Here is a 16,953-nt window from a genome sequence, read left to right as displayed (position 1 = left end):
CAGGAGAGCCCGCCGCGACGCAGCAATTCAAAGACTACGCCAAAGTTACTTGCCCGCCCGGCTATTGGCGTCCAATAGCCGGGCGGGCTGCTAATTGTCTTCGTGGCGCTATGGCTCAGCTCAAATCCACCACGTAGTGCCCCACGTAGGCCGTGGCATTGCGCACCAGCAGCAGCGCGCCGCTGCCGGGCAGCTCGGCCAGGGGCAGGGTCACGGGCGAGCCCTTGCTCACGAGCAGGGGCTCGGCGGGCGGGGGCGTCTGGCTGTCGTCGCCGCGGTAGAAGCACAGGTCGATGCTCTCCTTCACGGCCAGCTTCACCTTCGTGTATTTCTGCTGGGCGTCCAGCACGTCGAGTACCTGGTTGGTGTGGCGGGTGGCCACGCGGGCGGTGTAGTGGCCGGGGCGCGCACTCACCTGCACCTCAAAGTAGCGCGGGTTGAAGTACGTCAGCACCTGCATTTTGTCAGTCCGATAAAATACGCACAGCTCGTGCAGGTTGGCCGTAAGCTGCTCGGTGAGCCTGGGCAATAGCAATTGCCGGTCGGCAATGGCCTTTTGCGTGGCGTTGATTTGCTTTTGCTGGTTGCTGCGGGTTTCGGCAAAGGGTGTCAGGTCTTTCACGGTCTCCTCGTAGAAATCCTTCGGCAGGCTGCCTTTCTCGTCTTCCAGAATTTCGAGGTAGGTCCGCACGATGCCGGGCATGGTTTTCAGGTTGGCCGCATTGTAAGGCACCAGCTTGTTGGCGTACCACAGGTCGTAGAGCCGCTTGCGCAGCTCCGCGTCCTTCACCACGTAGCGGTTGCGCAGGGCACTCTCGTTTTCCCGAATGATTTTCATCACCTTATCATACTCCGCCTGCGTGAGCTCGCGGCCGCCGTGCTGCTGGGCCTGGCCCTTGCCGATGGCCGTTTCGCAGGTGGTAAGCTCCATGGCGAGGGCCTGCGTCTGGCTCTTGATGAGGGTGAGCCGGCCGTCGGGGTCGGCAATGTCCTGGAGCAGGGTATTGTGCTCCAAAAAGCCCGCCGAGGTGTCTTCAATGGGGCGATTGTCGTCCTTAAACAAGTCGCCGAGCAGGTATACGATTTTGCGCATCGTAATCGAGAGTGCTACTGCCGAAGCCATTTACCCTAAACAGCTGGTTAGCGGGGCCAAAGTAGTGCTTTTTTTGGTAAGGGCGAACTTTTCGAAATAAATTTCCCCTAAAAATCCTTTTTGAGCCTAACGCAAAACCTGTCAGTCGCTTGCAAAACGTTGCAGGCTGGCTTGGGTGAACTGTCAGGCCAGCGCCAAATTTTTAGGCATGGCCCGCCAGCCCTGCCAGACCACCCCGTAGTTTTTAGGGATGCTCCGCCAGAGCTGCCAGGCCATCCCGTAGTTTTTAGGGATGGCCTCCGAGGGCTGCCAGGCCATCCCGTAGTTTTTAGGGATGGGCCGCCAGAGCTGCCAGGCCATCCCGTAGTTTTTGGGAACAGGCGGTGCGAGCTGCCCGGCCACCCCTAAAAACAACGGGGCGACCAACCCGAGCAGGTTGGTCGCCCCGTTGTTTTTACCTGGTCGCTGCCCGCCCGGCCAACCTCATCCCCGGCCCCCTCTCCGGCGGAGAGGGGGAGCCTGACGACATACGAAAGGTGCATGACCGGTGCCCCCTCTCCCGAAGGGGAGGGGGTCAGGGGGTGGGGTTGAACGCCAGACCTCCCTCCCCTACTGCACCCCGTCGCCTCGCAGCTTCCGAAACCGCTTGCGCGCCTCCGCCCCATAAATACTGCCCGGGTACTTCGTAATCACCTGCTGATACAGCTCCTGGGCCTTGGCCTTGTCCTTCAAGTCCTCCTCCTGAATGCGGGCCGTCAGAAACAGGGCGTCGTCGCTCAGCACGTCCACTTTGGGGTTCAGCGTGATGCGCTCCAGCGTCGTCAGCGCCCCCGCGAAGTCGCCCGTCCGGCGCTGCAATTGCGCCTTCAGGTAGTAGGTATCGTAGCTGATGCTGTGGCCGGGGTACTTCAGCAGCAGCGCATCAAGCCCCGTGATGGCCGCCGCCAGCTTGTTCTGAAACACCAGCTCCTCCACCGCCGCGTAGGCCTTCAGCCCCAGCCCCAGGGTGTCCTCCACGGTGTTGTTCTGAATGAGCAGCGAAAGCTGCATGGCATCGTTGCTGATTTCGCGGGTCGTGGCCTCTTTCAGAATGTCGAGGTGGCTCTGCGCCAGCTTAAAGTCCCCCGCGAAGTAGCTCAGCCGGGCGTTGCGCAGCTTGGCCTCGTAGCCCAGCGGCGTCTCCTTGTGCGATTTCTCGACCTGCGAATACAGCAGCGTGGCCTCCCAGGGCTCGGCCTTGAGCAGGTACAAGTCGCCGAGGGTGATTTTGGCCTGGTCCACCACCTCGTCGCTGGCGCGGGGCATGGCCGTCACCTCTTCCAGCATGGTCATGGCCCGGGGCCGCTCGTCCAGCTGAAAAGCGTAGAGGTTGGCCAGGTTGCGCATCAGCGGGGCGGTGTCGGGCGTGCGGCCCAGCTCCGTCAGCAGGGCCTCGTATTCGGTGGCCAGGGCCCGCACTTTGGCCATATCCACCGGGTAGGTTTCGCGCACCTGGGCCTCGCGGGCCTGCAGCAGCCGCTGCCGCGCCGCGTTGCCATACGGCCCGGTCTTGTACTCCCGCACCACGTAGCCGAAGCCCTCGATGGCGCTTTCATAGTCCTTGTTCTGCTGCGCAATGCTGGCCAAATCCATCACCCGCGCCCCCTGGGTCTTGCCGCGCCTATCCAACGCCCGCGCCTGGATGAGGGCGCCCGCGAAGTCGCGCCGCTGCACCTGCAGCCACAGCAGCAGCTCCGAGTAGCTGGCCTGCTCGGGGTGCTCCTGGGTGGCCGTGAGCAGGAGCTTTTCCAGCGCATCAAAGTCTTTTTCCTCCTTGAGGGCGTTCTGCAGCATGTTGCGCACGAAGGGCAGCTGCTGCTCGTCGCGCTGCACCAGGCGCAGGGTTTCGGCCAGCAGCTTGGGCTGCTCGCCCGTCTGGGTATAGTGCTGAATGAGCTGCGGGGCGTATTCCGTCTCGTTCTTCGCCAGCTCGCGGCCCCGCAAATACGTTTTCTCAACCCAGGCCGGCAGCTCGCGCCGCCCAAACTCCGTGGCCACCGGCGCCACCTGGGCCGGGGTCAGCTGCGTGATTACTTTGGTCCACTGCTTCTCGGCCGCCGGGGCATCGCCGGCCGCCTGATACACCCCGCCCAGCAGCACTCCGAAGCCGCCCTCCTCGGGGTGCTGCTTCACGGCGCGCTTAGCCAGCTTTTCGGCCTCCTTGTAGCGCTTCAAGGCTTGCAGGGAGGCCAGGTACTCCGGGAAGATGGCGGGGCTCACCTGCTCCGCGCTTTTCAGCCGCGCAAACAGAAACACCGCCTTTTCGTGCTCGCCGCGCCGGGCGTAGTCGCGGGCCAGCGTGGTGCCTTCGGCGGGCACCGGGCCCTGGCCGGGCTGGGCCAGCAGCGGAGTAGTCAGCGAAAGAGCCGCGGCAAGGAATAAATAACGCATAGGAATCAGGGCAATGGGCCAGCGGGTAAACGTCGGCGTTGCGGTAGTTCGTTCATCGTCATCCGGCCCCAGGGCCAGCCCGACAAACAAAAAGGGCCGCCCCCGAAGGTACGGCCCTTTTCAATTTCCAGTCGAGGCAGCTTAGAAGAACTTCGAGCGGTTGTCTTTCACGTTGGCGTGCGCCTTGATGGCCTCGTAAATCTTGCCATCCTGCTGGCCGCTGCGCTGCTGCGTGAGCTGGGCGCGCAAAGCCTTGGCGTCGAAAGGCGTCGTGCTGGGCACCAGCGCCGTGGGCTCCACCACCAGCACGCCCTGCTCGCCCTCAATCGGGGCCGACTTCTGGCCCACCTTCAGCGCGAAGGCCTTGCCCACCGCCAGCGGCTCGAAGCCCACGTTCGGGATGCTGCCCTGGCCGAGCACCACGCCGTCGGCGGTGTTCACGAGGGCGGTGTTGCCGTATTTGGCGGCCATCTCGTCGAGCGTGCCGGTCTTGGGCAGCTTGGCGATGATTTGCTTGGCCTTCATTTCATTGCGCACCTGGGTGCTGAGCTCCTGGCGCAGGCCCTCCACGGTGGCGGTGCCCTTGCTGCGCTCGCCCGTCAGGGCCGCAATCACGTACTGGTCGCCGAGGTCATCAAACACCGGCGACACGTCGCCCACCTTGGCATCGGCCCCGGTCTGGTTGAAGCCCGCGCCGTAGGCCCAGCGCACGATGGAGCGGGCGTTCTGCAGGTTGTTCACGGCCCGCGCGGCGCGGTCGAGGTTCGCGGCTTCCTGCTTCTGCAGGGTTTTGTCTTTGGTTACGAGGGCGCGGAAGCTGGCGAGGTCGTTGGCTTCGCCTTTCAGCTGCTGGGCCTTGGCGTAGGCCACCTCGCGGGTTTCGTCGCTCGGGGTGATGGTCTTCTTCACCTCAGCCACCTGGTACTGCTGCTTGGTCGGCAGCGCGGTGATTTTGATGATGTGGTAGCCGAACTGCGTCTTCACCAGCGTGGGCAGCAGGCCCAGCGAGGAAGCGCCGAAAATGGCCTTCTCGAACTCGGGCACCATGCGGCCCTGGCCAAACCAGCCGAGGTCGCCGCCCTGGTCCTTGGTGCCGTCGGTGCCAAACTGCCGGGCCATGGCCGCGAAGTCGGCCCCACCTTTGATTTTATTCAGCAAGTCCTGCGCTTTGGCCTTGGCGGCGGCGTCAGCTTCCGGCGTAGTGCCGTCAGCTTTGATGAGGATGTGGCTGGCGCGGGCCGAGGCGGCCGTCCCGGCCTGCGTACCGGTTACTTTATACAGCGAGTAGGTGCCGTTTTCGGCAAATGGGCCGTACACCTGGCCCGCGGTCAGGGGCAGCTGCTTGCGCAGCTCCTCGGGCAGGGCGTCGGGCCCGCGGAAGGTTTTGTTGTAGGGCTGGTCCGAGTTGAGCTTCACGAACAGCGAATCGACCGGAGCCGAAGCAAACTGCTCGCTCAGCGTCGCCATCGTGGCCTTCACGGCGGCGCTGTCTTCCTTCGAGGCAATCACCGGGATGGTGATGTACTCGATGGTGCGGCCGTCCTCCACCTTGTACTTGCCCTTGTGGGCGTCGAGGTAGGCTTGCAGCTCGGCATCGCTGGGCTTCACCGTCGAGTCCGAAATCGTGCTGTAGGGCACGAACAGGTAGCGCAGGTTCAGCTTGGTATTCTGGTTTTCGTTGTAGCGCTTCAGCTCGGCGGTGGTCACGTACACCGAGTTTTTCAGCAGGGCATTGTATTTGTTGCCGAGGCGCTCGGCCGGCAGCTGGGCCTCGAAGTTGCGCCAGGCAGCCTGCTGCTCCGGGGGCATCTTGTCGAGGTTCTTGAGGTAGTCAATCAGCTTGGCTTTGTCGAACTGACCGGTGGCCTTGTCGGTGAAAGCCTGCTTGAGGCCGGCGTTGATGTTGTCGCCCTGCACCATGTCCACGAGCTCGTCGTCGCTCACGGTCAGCCCCAGCTTGTCCCACTCCTTCTGGAAGGCGATGCGGTACATGGTCTGGTTCCAGGCCTGGTCGCGCAGGTAGCCCATGGTCTGGTCGTCGGGCTGGCGGCCCTGCTGGGCCACGAAGGCCTGCTTGGCCTGCTCGAGGGCAGCGTTGTAGGTGTTGTAGTCGATTTTCTCGCCGGCCACTTCGCCCACGACCTGGTCGTCGCCGCGGAACAAATTGTTCTTGCCGCCCAGCAGGTCGCCGCCCACAATAAAGAGCAGCATGCCAATGGCCACGGTGCCTACCGCCCAGCCAGATTTTTCTCGAATCGTGTTAATTAAAGCCATTTACGTACGAAAGGAACCTATTCAGTATGGTCAAAAGAGGCGCAAAATAACCATAATTTAGCGGGCAATCAAAGTTTTGCCCCCTGCTATATCTGGTCGGGCCCCAAAAAATCTGCCTTTCGGGCAAACAATTCGGGTCCTTGCGCGGTGGGTGGGAGTTTAGTTAGCGTCGTTTTTTAGGTTTTTGGGAGCCCCCGGCGGGCCGGGGTTTATTCTTCGCCAGCTTGGCTTCCTGCGCGGCTACTTTGGCCGCCAGCGCCTCCTGCTGCCGCCAGTATAGCAAAGGCATCCAGCAGGTCATGGCCACCATAAACAGCCAGTAGTTGCGCTGCAGGTCGTTGTAGAAGATGGTTTGGTAGATACCAATCACCAGCGCCACAATGCCCAGCGAAAACAGCACCGTGCGCAAAAGATGTTTGTCGAATTTCATAGTTCTGGAAGGGCAGCTTATTGCCCGGCGCTCACCTTATCGAAAAAGCCGGTGGGCCGCGTGATGCGGTAGCGCGAAAAATCCTGGTTGGCGGTCAGGCCGTAGCCTTCCAGGCGCTCGGTGGGCGTTTCCACGTGCACCTTCATCGCCGAGTCGGTGTATATCTGCTGCTTGGCCTTGTCGAAGAACAGCTCCTCGGTGTTCATGCGCTGCTGCTGGGGCACGTTCACCACCCGCACATCGCCTCGCATGATGTAGAGGCTTTTCAGCTTGTCCACCTTGCCATATTTGGCGGTGAGGGTGTTCACCACGGTCTTGCCGTCGCCCTGGTAAAAGGTCACCACCATGCCCTTCGGATAAATCACGTCGCCGTTTTCGAACTGCTGCTCCAGCGGGGCCGTCAGCTTCAGCTTCAGCTTAGCCGAGTCGCTGAAGAGCGTACGCACGTTGGTGGTCTCCATCAGCGGGCCGGTGTAGGTTTGCAGCGGGCCGGTGGCCTTCTTGTCGTCGCAGCCCAGCAGCGCCAGCCCGGCCAGCAGCGGCCACCACTGCCCCACCCCTCCCAGCATCTGTGAAATCTGCATTTTCTGCAAAACCGGCGACTATTGGAGGCGGCGCTTCACAAACCAGCGGTTGTTCAGCGTCACGCCAAACTGCCCTTTGATGTAGTTCTCGCGCACGTTGCTGTTGCCGTTGCCCAGCACGTCCTGGTTGCCGCGCACGCCGTAGGTGAAGGCCAGCGACAGCGTGGTGGCATCCATGGGCGTAGCCGTAGGCAGCGGGAAGGCAAAGCCCCAGCTCACGGCGCGGTCGTACAGCACCTGGTTGCCGGGGCGGTAGGGCAGCTGCTGCGCACTCACGCCCACGCGGTAGCTCACGCGCTGGAAGTAGTGCTCCACCGAGCCCGGGTCGGGCGTCAGTTCGCCGCCCAGGCCCACGCGCCAGGTGTCGTTGAGCGGGGTACCAACCACGCCGAAGTTCGAGAACTTCGACCACTGCTGCTGCGCCACGTCGGCGCTGATGCTCCAGTTTTTGCCGTTGTCGAGGCTCAAGCCGCCCTGTACCATCGTCGGTAGCTTGCTGACCCCCTTGGCGTCCACAATGCCGGTGCTACTCAGGATGGCGCCGTTAGCGTCCTGTCGCTCCTGGTTGCTGGTGCGCAGGCCGCTCAAATCGGATGCGAAGCTGTACACGCCCGCCACGTTCAGGTTGAGCTTGCTATTGAGCTTCTGGCGGTAGTGTGCGGCGGCCCGGAAAGCAAAGTCGGAATACTTGGTGTGGTCGCGCTCCACAATCTTGTTGCTGGCCAAGCCGCCGGCGGGCTTCACGGTAGTGCCGGTAGTTTCGTCCACCGTTCCAAACACGTAGGAAGCCGTGAAGCCCAGGCTCAGGAACTTCGTGATGTGGTAGCCCTGCGCCAGGTAGGCTTCGGAAAGCGAGCCTGTGCCGAGGTACTGCTTTTGCGACTTGGTCCCGTCGGGCGCGCCGTCCACCAACTGCTCGACGTTCGACTCGTAATCGACCGTGCTCAGGGGTTTGAGGCCAACGGCGGCCGCCCATTTGCTGCTCAGCGGCACGGCTAAGGCTAAGTAGCCCAGGTTGCCGCTGCCGCTCCGGTTCGACGACGTGGCGTTGGAGATAGTTTTGTACTGCCCGGTGTAGCCCGCCTCGAAGGTGGTGCGGCCGGTGTAGTACAGCAGCGCGGGGTTCAGCTCGTTCACGTTCACCGCATTGGGTGCCGCCAGGCCTACGCCGCCCATACCCATCTGCCGCACGCCGCCCACGTTGCCGCTGAACTCGCCCAAACCCAGGCGGGAGTAGGGCGAATTGCCCAGCCCCTGGGCCTGCGCACCGCCCGCCAGCAAGATTGATAAACCAGCCAGCACCGCGCCTTTCACGTCCTTATTCGTCAACATTATAGGTTAAAATCCGATTTAGCCCCAGCAGCACTAGCTCGGGCACTACAAAGATACGCGCTACCAGCCGCGCTGCCAGAAAGGTGGCATCGCCGCCCGTCAGCACCACGCCCAGCGCCGGCCAGCGCCGCCGGTACTGCGCCACGAAGCCGTCGATTTCGGCCACCGTGCCGTTCACCACGCCACTCAGCATGGCGCCCCTAGTGGAGTCGCCAGTAAGGGAAACCGTTGCATCGCCCGTCGGCAGCTCCAGCAGCGGCAGCCGCCCGGTGAATTCGTGCAGGGCCCGCAGCCGCATGCGCAGCCCCGGCGCAATGCTGCCGCCGTGGTAGGTGCCGTCGGTCGTCACGAGGTCGATTTTCAGCGCCGTGCCGGCGTCAATAATCAGCGTGTCCTGCCCCGGCCGCAAGCTGGCCGCGCCCACGGCCGCCGCCAGTCGGTCGGCGCCCAGTGTGTGTGGCGTGGCGTAAACGTTTTTTAGGGGAATATTGGTTGTGCCCGGCACGAATTCCAGCACCCGACCCGGTAGCAGCTCCCGCAACTCGGCTACCGACAAAGCCGCTTCACCCGCCACCGACGCCACGATGAGCCGCTGCGGCTGCCAGCGCTGTACAAGTTCTCGCACCTGCCCGGCCTCCAGTCCAGTGGCCGTTTCGCGTATCAGGCCATCGGCGAAGCAGCCCGCCTTCACGGCCGTGTTACCAATATCGAGAACCAGTGAACGCATCAGGCAGAATGCAAGCACCCAGCCGCAAAGCGGCGGCACGTTGGTAGCTAAATCAGCTGTTTACCGGGTCAGAGCCGCAAAGCGGCGGCACATTTCACCAAGCAGAAGTGCCGCCGCTTTGCGGCTCTGGTAATTTCCAACCGATGGCTGAGCTACCAACGTGTCGCCGCTTTGCGGCTGGGGGGGGGATTACATGAAGTATTTCAGGCGAATAACCTCCTGCTCGGTCAGGAAGCGCCACTTGCCGCGGGGCAAGTCCTTCTTCGTGATACCGGCATACTGCACGCGGTCGAGCGCCACCACTTCGTAACCGAGGTGCTCGAAAATGCGGCGCACGATGCGGTTGCGGCCGATGTGAATTTCGATGCCCACGAAGTGCGCGTTGCCGGCCACCACGGCCACATCGTCCACTTCGGCCTTGCCGTCTTCCAGCTCCAGGCCTTCCGAAATCTGGCGCAGGTGGTCCTCCGTCAGCGGCTGGCTGAGCTCTACCTGATAGATTTTCTTGTTCTTATGCGAAGGGTGCGAGAGCTTCTGCGCCACCTCCCCATCGTTGGTAAAGAGCAGCAGGCCCGTCGTGTTGCGGTCGAGGCGGCCCACCGGGAAGATGCGCTCCTTCGACGAGCTGGCCACGAGGTCCATCACCGTGCGGCGGCCCTCGGGGTCTTCGGTGGTGGTGATGAAGTCCTTGGGCTTGTTCAGCAGCACGTACACCAGCTTCTCGCGGTTGAGGTTGGTTTTGCCGTACTGCACGGTGTCGCTGGGCTGCACTTTGTAGCCCATTTCGGTTACCACTTCGCCGTTCACTTTGATTTCGCCGGCCGCAATCAGCGCGTCGGCCTCGCGGCGCGAGCAGATGCCGGCGTTGGCGATGTAGCGGTTCAGACGCAGCTCGTCGGTACCGAAGTCGTCATCCTCCTCGCGGCGACGCTTGTTGCCGCGGTTTTTGTCAGCTTCGTAGTGCTTAAGGTTTTTGTAGTCGGGGGCCTCGCCGGGAACCTCGCCGTAGCGGGGCTTGTCGGCGCGGTTGTTTTGCTGCGTCAGGCGGCCTGTGGCCCGCTGCCCGGCATCGCTGCCGTAGCCGGTGCCCGAGCGCCGCACGCTCCGCTCCTGGGCCTTCAGCGCATCGCGCTGGGCCGAGAACGAGCTACGCGTCGGCGCTTCGGGCCGTGACGAGCCGCTGCGGGGCCGGTCGCCGCCCTGGTGGCGCGGGTTAAATTTCTCCTGCTTGCCAAACGCGCCGGGCGTAAACTTCCGCCCGAAAGCGGCGCGGTCGCCCTCATCGTCGCGCTCATAGCCCCCCGCACCGCGCTCCTCGCGGGGCTGCGGCGGGTTGGCCTCAAACGGCCGGGCTGAGCGAATCGGCCGGTTCGGCCCGGTTTCCTCGCTGCGCTGGAAGCCGCCTTCCTCCCGCGATTCGCGCGGCTCGCTCCGACCAAAGCCGGGGCTGAAGCTGCGCGCCGGCGCGCTTTCTTCGTTCGGATTCTGCTTCACGAATTTGCGGTTGCGCTCGCCGGGATTGCCGCGGGGCACGGCCTTCTCGCCATCGCGGCGGTATGGCTGGCCCGACCAGTTTTCGCGGGGCTTGTAGTCGCTTACCGGGCGGGCGTCCTCACGCGGCGCGTTGTTGCGCGGGGCGCGGTCGTCCTGGCTGCGGTCAAAACGGCCGTAACCGGTGCCGCTGCGCTGCTCCTTGCCAACGCGGGGCCGGTCGTCGCGGCGCTCGTAGGGCCGCTCAAACGGCCGCCCGCCCGCGCCCTGCTCGCGGCTGCCAAAGCTTTTGCCGCCGCCAAAGCCACCACTGCGCCCTTCCGGACGTGGGCCACCGAAGCTGCGCTTCTCGCCGCCTTCAAACTTTTTACCGCCAAAGCCGCCGTTGCTCGGCCGCCCGAATGCCCCGTTGGTAGCCGGGCGCCCGAAAGCGCCGTTCGTGGGCGGCCGGCCATTGCCAGGGCGGGCCGAGGAGTAGCCGCCGCGCTCGCCGCCCCGGTCATTGCCACCCCGTTCGCCGCCGCGCTCATTGCCGCGGCCGTAGCCGCCCGGTCCGCCGGCATCGCGGCCGCCGCGACGGTCCGCCTTATCATCCGAAAAATGCTTCTTACCCATGAGGAAGAGAATTTAAAAGTTGCCGTATCGCTACGGTAAATAATGTAAAAAAGTAGTCGGTAGTAAGCACCCAACAGCCGAACTTGGTTCCGTCCGACTACCGGTTGCTGACTACCGACTACTAAAAAGAGGCGTTGTTAGTCTTTGCGGGCCATTTTGGCCTCAATCGAATGCTGGGTGTGGGGCACGGCCCGCAGGCGCTCCTTCGGGATGAGCTTGCCGGTGCCGATGCACACGCCGTAGGTGCCGTTTTTGATGCGAACCTGGGCGTTTTCGAGCTGCTGGATGAACTTCATCTGGCGCGAGGCCAGCTGGTTCATGCTTTCCTTCTCAGCGGTTTCGGCGCCGTCTTCCAGCACTTTAGCCGAGGAGGCCGTCGTGTCGGTGCCCATGTCGTTGCTGCGGTTCAGCGTTTCCTTGATGAACGCCAGCTCCTTGCGGGCCGCCGCTAGTTTATCCTGGATGATGTGGTCGAACTCATTGAGGTCCTCCCGGGAATAGCGTACGTTTTCGTCGTTCATAAATGGAAAACAAAAAATGCGTTGAAGAGCAAGCCAGTGGCTGCGCGACAGTTGCCAGGCAACGCCGCGCTCGCCAAAATAGTTTATTGCCGCACTCGCTCTTTTGCACGAGGCCGGCAGCACAACTCCAGCCGCCCGCCTGATTTTGCGGCCGCAAAGTTACGCTATCGGCGCTGCTTTCGCTAGTGCAGCCGCAAAAGCACTTAAAAGCCTAACATTTGGATAGCTGCCACGGCCGCCTCCACGCCCTTGTTGCCGTGCTTGCCGCCCGCCCGGTCCAGGGCCTGCTCCAGGGTGTTGGTCGTCACGAGCCCGAAAATGACCGGCTTGTTATACTTCAGCCCGACGTGCGTAATGCCCTGTGCCACGGCGTGGTTGATGTAGTCGTCGTGCTTGGTTTCGCCCTGAATAACCACGCCCAGGCAAATCACGGCGTCGATTTCCTCGTGCTGAGCCAGCAGCTGCGCCCCCAGCGTCAACTCGAAGCTGCCGGGCACGGTGTTGCGGTAGATGTTTTTGGCCACCGCGCCGTGCTTGAGTAGCGTCTCGTACGCCCCCGCGCTGAGGACGTCGGTTATCTCGCGGTTCCATTCGGCCACCACCAGCCCAAAGCGTTTGTCGCTGATGTCGATAAAGTTAGAGGAATCGTAGCTGCTGAGGTTTTGTAACGAAGTTGCCATAAATCACGGATTTAAACTGATTGAGCTGATTTCGCAGAGGATGACGGCGGCGAGGAGTCAATCAGGGGTTAGGGATGGGCTCACAAAAGTAGATGGATAGGCCGGATGTTTAGCTTATTCACCGTAGCGCGGCTTTTGTAATCCGCGGGTCCGCGCATCTGGCCACTCAGCCTCGCGGATTACAAAATCCGCGCTACAACAAAAAAATTGCGCTTCCCCAAGGTTGGAGAAGCGCAATTCCTAATCAGCCTGAGCTGCGATTTATTTATCTAGACGAGCCTTGAACTGGCGAGCTTCGCCTACTTCCTGCGCCGTCGGATATTCCGTGATGATGCGGTTGTAGGCTTTCAGGGCGCCTTCGTTGTCCTTAGCGATTTCGCGGGCGCCGGCTTCTTTCAGCAGGTAGCCGGGCGAGAACTGCTCGTTGGCGTTGTGGTCGGCGGCTTTGGCGTAGAGGTCGGCAGCTTCTTTGGGGTTGTTCAGCTCCATCTGGGCGTCGCCCATTAGCGAGTAGGCGCGGCTCTGCACGAGGTAGTCGTCCGAGCTGAAGTCTTCGAGGTTGTCGAGGGCTTCTTTGAACTGTCCTTGTTTGAGGGCGGCCACACCGGCGTAGAAGTTGGCGAGGTTGCCGGCTTTGGTGCCGCCGTACTCATTGGCTACGGTGGCCAGGCCGGGGGCCTTACCGTCGCCTTTCATGGCTTGTTTCAGCGAATCGGATTCCCAATAATTCACAGCCTTGAACATCTGGGCCTGCGCCTGGGTGTCCTGGTTGTTGCGCCAGGTGTAGTAGCCGAAACCACCGACCACGGCTAGCACCACCACGGCCAGAATACCCAGCAACACGTTGCGGTTGTTGCGCACGAAGTCTTCCGACTGCGCCAGGCGCTCGGCCAGGGCATCGGGGTCTTCCAGCAGCGGGTTTTCGTACGACAGGTTTTCGGCCGGAGCCAGCGGGTCGGTCGAAACGACGGTCTGGGTGGTTTGCTGGCCCTGGCGGGCCTGCTGGCTTTTGCCAGTAAAGGGAATCTTAGACATTACGAATGGTCTTTCAGAAACGAAGCTTCCGGGCGGAAGCCGAAGCGGGTGGGCCGCTGGTTAGTCGTGGATGTAGGGATAGTTTTCTTGCACGTACACGTCCTTGTACAGCTCGTCGGGCGTGGGGTAAGGCGAGTTTTCGGCAAACTCCACCGACTCCTGCACCTGCGCCTTGATGCGCTCATCAATGGCGGCGAGGTCGGCCTCGCTGGCGAAGTTGTTCGTTAGGATGGTGTGGCGCACGGCCTCAATGGGGTCCTGGTTGCGGTACTCTTCCAGCTCTTCCTTGGTGCGGTACTTGGCGGGGTCGCTCATCGAGTGGCCCTTGTAGCGGTAGGTTTTTAGCTCAAGCAGCGTGGGGCCTTCGCCGGCGCGGGCGCGCTCGGCGGCGCGGGCCACGGCCTCGTGCACGTCCTCCGGCTTCATGGCATTCACCGGCTCCGAGGGCATGTCGTAGCTCAGACCGATTTTGTAGAGGTCGGTCACGTTCGAGGTACGCTGCACCGAGGTGCCCATAGCGTAGCCGTTGTTTTCAATCACGAAAATCACCGGCAGCTTCCACAGCATCGCCATGTTGAAGGCTTCGTGCAGGGCACCCTGGCGTACGGCGCCGTCGCCCATCGAGCACATGCAGAGCTTGCCCGTCTTGTTGTATTTTTCAGCGAAGGCAATACCAGCACCCATCGGCACCTGCGCGCCCACGATGCCGTGCCCGCCCATGAAGCCAACCTCCTTGTCGAACATGTGCATTGAGCCACCCTTACCTTTCGAGCAGCCGGTGGCTTTGGCAAACAGCTCGGCCATGATGGCATTGGGCGAGGTGCCCAGCGCCAGCGGGTGGGCGTGGTCGCGGTAAGCGGTGATGTATTTGTCGCCCTTCTCCAGCGCCGACACGGCGCCAGCTACGCAGGCCTCCTGGCCGATGTAGAGGTGGCAAAAGCCTTTGATTTTTTGCTGGCCGTAGAGCTGACCGGCCTTCTCCTCAAACTTGCGCATGAGCACCATTTGCTCGTACCACTGCAGGTAGGTTTCCTTGGGGAAAGAAGGGTTTTCAGTGGGCGTAGCGGCCACGGTTTCGCCCGCGTGGGGGTCGGCCTGGTCGGTGCCGGGCATCACAGGGTCGGGCTGCTGTACGGTGGGCACAGCAGCGGCCGCGCCATTCTTACCATTGGGTTGCGCCGGGGTTTCGGGAGCAGCTTTTACCTTCGTATCGGCCATAGCACTTGTTTATTTTCGCGTTGGGAGGGCGAAATTACGTAAAACTGCTGGCAATACCGAACCCAATGACCCTCGACTCCCTTCACTTGCTGTTTTTTAAGAATTACGACGAGGCAAACCTCCGTTTTTCGCCGGGTATCAACTGTTTTATTGGGGACAATGGCAGCGGCAAGACAAATTTGCTAGATGCCATTCACTATCTGTCGCTTACCAAGAGTGCCTTCACTCCTACCGATAGCCAAAGCATCAAGCAAGATGCTGATTTTTTTGTAGTTAAAGGCAAGTTTCAGGCCGATAGTTCCGCCTCCTCCGAAACCATTCAGGTAAGCCTGCGGGCCGGGCAAAAAAAAGCCCTCACCCACGACAAGCAGCCCTACGACCGCCTATCTGACCACATCGGAAAATATCCGGCCGTCCTCATTTCGCCCTACGATACCGACCTCATTCGTCAGAGCAGCGAGGAGCGCCGCAAGTATTTCGACAGCCTGCTCTCCCAACTCGACCACGAGTTCCTGGAGCAGCTTATCACCTACAACGCTCTGCTGCGCCAGCGCAACGCCGTACTCAAGCAGTCCAGCGGCAGCTCCCACGGTTTCGACCGCGACTACCTCCTGGCCCTCGACGAACAGTTAGCTCCCCTCGGCCAGCAGCTCACCGCTGCTCGCGCCACTTTCCTCACCGAGTTCACGCCCATCTTCCAGCGCCACTACCAGCAGCTTGCCGACGGCCGCGAAGCCGTCACCCTGACTTATAAAAGCCAGCTCCTCGACGCTGACTTCGCCCAGCTGCTCCGCGCCAACGAGCGCCGTGACCTTATTCTGCAGCGCAGCACCACTGGCCCCCACCGCGACGATTTCATTTTTCTAATGGAAGAGTTACCCGTCAAAAATTACGGCTCCCAGGGCCAGCAGAAATCCTTCGCTATTGCCCTCAAGCTGGCTCAGTTTGAAATTCTAGCTATTCGCCAGCAGCACAAACCCCTGCTCCTGCTCGATGACATCTTCGACCGCCTCGATGAAAAGCGCATCGCCCGTCTGCTCGAACTGGTAGCTAATGACACCTTCGGCCAGGTTTTCCTCACCGACACCAACCTCGCCCGCACCGACCTGGCGCTGACCCGCGTTAGTAGTGACATCTATCGTTTCAGGGTGCAGAGCGGCACGGTGGCACCGGTGTAGACAAGGCGTCTCACCAGTCTCGACCGGCTATTTGGGTAAGGCTGGATTTTGCCTTTGCAGACCGATTTCGCCTGCATGGTGAGCTACCTTTGTAGCTGCATTTTCCAGCTTGTCTCCGCCGCTCCAAAGTGGTTTTACAGTCTTGTGCCTTTCGCAGGCACGTGCCGGAGTTGCGCGTCAGCTTGCTACCCTGTTTCGTGAAAAAGCCCTCCTCCCCCATCAACTCCCGCCAGGGCGACATCATTCCATTGAAGGAAGGACTCGAAGCTTTGGTAAGGGCCTACCGCCTCCGCGGCAAGCTCAACGAGGTAACTGTGGTATCTAGTTGGGAGCGGGTGATGGGAAAAGCCGTGGCGCTAAAAACCCAGGAGGTATACGTCAATCAAGGGCGCCTCTTCGTGCGCCTGACGTCGGCTCCGCTCAAGCATGAGTTGGTAATGGCGAAGACCCGCGTGGCTGAGCTTATCAATGCGGAGGTGGGCGAAATGGTGATTAAGGAGGTAATTTTTCTATAGGTTGTACGGCGAAATTTGTGCGGCTATCCGTGGCCAACTTCCCTCCTGCCTCTCTCAATGCAATCCCAAAAAACAATTTCTTGGAAGTCGTCTTTCATCCTGTAGTAGGGAGCTGGCTTGGGCTAATTATTCTGGACGCATCAAGGCTTTTCTCTATGGCCAGTATATAATTCAGCTCCTAAGAGACCAAAAGGGTGGATTTTGAGCAGCATTCGTCTGAGCTGCGCCCTTATCTGTCATCAAGCACGGGAGCTGCACATGCACTTTTGCAGAGCTTTTTGGAAGATGCAAAACATATTATCTGGCACTTTTCGCAACTGTCCGAACACAAATGTTTCACGTGGAACATGTGTATCACTTCGGGCCGTACACTTTTAGGAGAAGCTCATTGTATGCTTCCAGCAGGGCAATATACTTCGTTTGGAGGGCCAGCAGCTGCTTAGTTGGGTCAGAATCGAACACTTGACTTGATGTTACACGCGATGTTACAGATGGTGTAACAACAGATTTTGTAACGGTATTCGTGAACGGCAAAACCGATTGTTGTATACTTGTAAAGTCATCCGAGAAGTCATGTCCGATAATTTCGCCGACCCGTTTTACGAAACCGTACTCGATTGTATCCTCTTTGAATTTACGGTAGATGGTTGGGCGTGTAATACCCATCTCCTCCACGATACGCGTGATGGAAATACCACTGCTTTTAATAGCTTCCTGCAGGATTTCGCCCTGATGTGGCATAAATGAGGTGTTACGAACTGTGGGTGCAAAGATGTAATGTGTATTCGTACAAACCAAATTTGTTCGAAAAAAATATTACACAAATTATT

At 60.9% G+C, this 16,953-nt stretch carries 15 protein-coding genes; 2 read left to right on the top strand and 13 right to left on the bottom strand.

Going from position 1 to position 16,953, the window contains the following annotated elements:
- Window positions 1-115 precede the first annotated feature (115 nt).
- The 12 genes from Q5H93_RS00325 to pdhA form a co-directional block, all read right to left on the bottom strand.
- Window positions 116-1,093 carry a hypothetical protein gene (locus tag Q5H93_RS00325; RefSeq protein ID WP_305004476.1) on the bottom strand — a complete coding sequence of 326 codons (978 nt, stop codon included), beginning with the start codon at window positions 1,091-1,093 and terminating at the stop codon, window positions 116-118.
- A 609-nt stretch (window positions 1,094-1,702) separates the two neighbouring features.
- A complete protein-coding gene (locus Q5H93_RS00320; protein WP_305004475.1) occupies window positions 1,703-3,523 on the bottom strand; it encodes a tetratricopeptide repeat protein in 1,821 nt (606 codons plus the stop codon).
- A gap of 141 nt (window positions 3,524-3,664) precedes the next feature.
- Entirely contained in the window at window positions 3,665-5,797 is a 2,133-nt protein-coding gene (locus Q5H93_RS00315; protein ID WP_305004474.1) for a peptidylprolyl isomerase, read from the bottom strand.
- A 163-nt stretch (window positions 5,798-5,960) separates the two neighbouring features.
- Entirely contained in the window at window positions 5,961-6,227 is a 267-nt protein-coding gene (locus Q5H93_RS00310; protein ID WP_305004473.1) for a hypothetical protein, read from the bottom strand.
- A gap of 17 nt (window positions 6,228-6,244) precedes the next feature.
- Window positions 6,245-6,811 carry an LPS export ABC transporter periplasmic protein LptC gene (gene lptC, locus Q5H93_RS00305; RefSeq protein ID WP_305004472.1) on the bottom strand — a complete coding sequence of 189 codons (567 nt, stop codon included), beginning with the start codon at window positions 6,809-6,811 and terminating at the stop codon, window positions 6,245-6,247.
- An 18-nt stretch (window positions 6,812-6,829) separates the two neighbouring features.
- Complete coding sequence (bamG, locus tag Q5H93_RS00300; protein ID WP_305004471.1) at window positions 6,830-8,143, bottom strand: BamG family beta-barrel-assembly machinery protein; 1,314 nt, start codon at window positions 8,141-8,143, stop codon at window positions 6,830-6,832.
- The gene (locus tag Q5H93_RS00295) at window positions 8,130-8,870 is read right to left on the bottom strand and encodes a type III pantothenate kinase (protein ID WP_305004470.1); all 741 of its coding nucleotides are present in this window, start codon (window positions 8,868-8,870) and stop codon (window positions 8,130-8,132) included. The genes bamG and Q5H93_RS00295 overlap by 14 nt, the downstream gene beginning before the upstream one ends.
- Window positions 8,871-9,059: 189 nt before the next feature.
- Window positions 9,060-10,976, bottom strand: a complete 1,917-nt coding sequence (locus Q5H93_RS00290; protein ID WP_305004469.1) for a pseudouridine synthase — start codon at window positions 10,974-10,976, stop codon at window positions 9,060-9,062.
- Between the two features lie 137 nt (window positions 10,977-11,113).
- A complete protein-coding gene (locus tag Q5H93_RS00285; protein ID WP_305004468.1) occupies window positions 11,114-11,497 on the bottom strand; it encodes a TraR/DksA family transcriptional regulator in 384 nt (127 codons plus the stop codon).
- 203 nt (window positions 11,498-11,700) lie between these two features.
- Complete coding sequence (gene ribH, locus Q5H93_RS00280) at window positions 11,701-12,177, bottom strand: 6,7-dimethyl-8-ribityllumazine synthase (protein ID WP_305004467.1); 477 nt, start codon at window positions 12,175-12,177, stop codon at window positions 11,701-11,703.
- Between the two features lie 261 nt (window positions 12,178-12,438).
- Window positions 12,439-13,212, bottom strand: a complete 774-nt coding sequence (locus Q5H93_RS00275) for a tetratricopeptide repeat protein (protein ID WP_305004466.1) — start codon at window positions 13,210-13,212, stop codon at window positions 12,439-12,441.
- Window positions 13,213-13,272: 60 nt separating this feature from the next.
- Window positions 13,273-14,430 carry a pyruvate dehydrogenase (acetyl-transferring) E1 component subunit alpha gene (gene pdhA / locus Q5H93_RS00270; protein WP_305004465.1) on the bottom strand — a complete coding sequence of 386 codons (1,158 nt, stop codon included), beginning with the start codon at window positions 14,428-14,430 and terminating at the stop codon, window positions 13,273-13,275.
- Window positions 14,431-14,495: 65 nt separating this feature from the next.
- On the opposite strand from pdhA, the gene recF reads away from it, so the two are divergent.
- Together recF and Q5H93_RS00260 are read left to right on the top strand one after the other, a co-directional pair.
- Window positions 14,496-15,608: a DNA replication/repair protein RecF gene (gene recF, locus Q5H93_RS00265; protein WP_305004464.1), complete on the top strand. Its 1,113-nt coding sequence runs from the start codon at window positions 14,496-14,498 to the stop codon at window positions 15,606-15,608.
- 197 nt (window positions 15,609-15,805) lie between these two features.
- Window positions 15,806-16,123 (top strand): DciA family protein, encoded by a 318-nt coding sequence (locus tag Q5H93_RS00260; protein ID WP_305004463.1) that lies wholly within the window; start codon window positions 15,806-15,808, stop codon window positions 16,121-16,123.
- A 354-nt stretch (window positions 16,124-16,477) separates the two neighbouring features.
- Here Q5H93_RS00260 and Q5H93_RS00255 read toward each other — a convergent pair whose 3' ends face one another.
- Window positions 16,478-16,864, bottom strand: coding sequence for a helix-turn-helix domain-containing protein (locus Q5H93_RS00255; RefSeq protein ID WP_305004462.1), 387 nt, complete (start codon window positions 16,862-16,864; stop codon window positions 16,478-16,480).
- Window positions 16,865-16,953: the final 89 nt, after the last annotated feature.

It is taken from the genome of Hymenobacter aranciens (genome assembly GCF_030580865.1).
Lineage (GTDB): Bacteria > Bacteroidota > Bacteroidia > Cytophagales > Hymenobacteraceae > Hymenobacter > Hymenobacter aranciens.
Note: the sequence above shows the minus strand (reverse complement) of the source record. Positions and strands in the feature narration are given on the sequence as shown.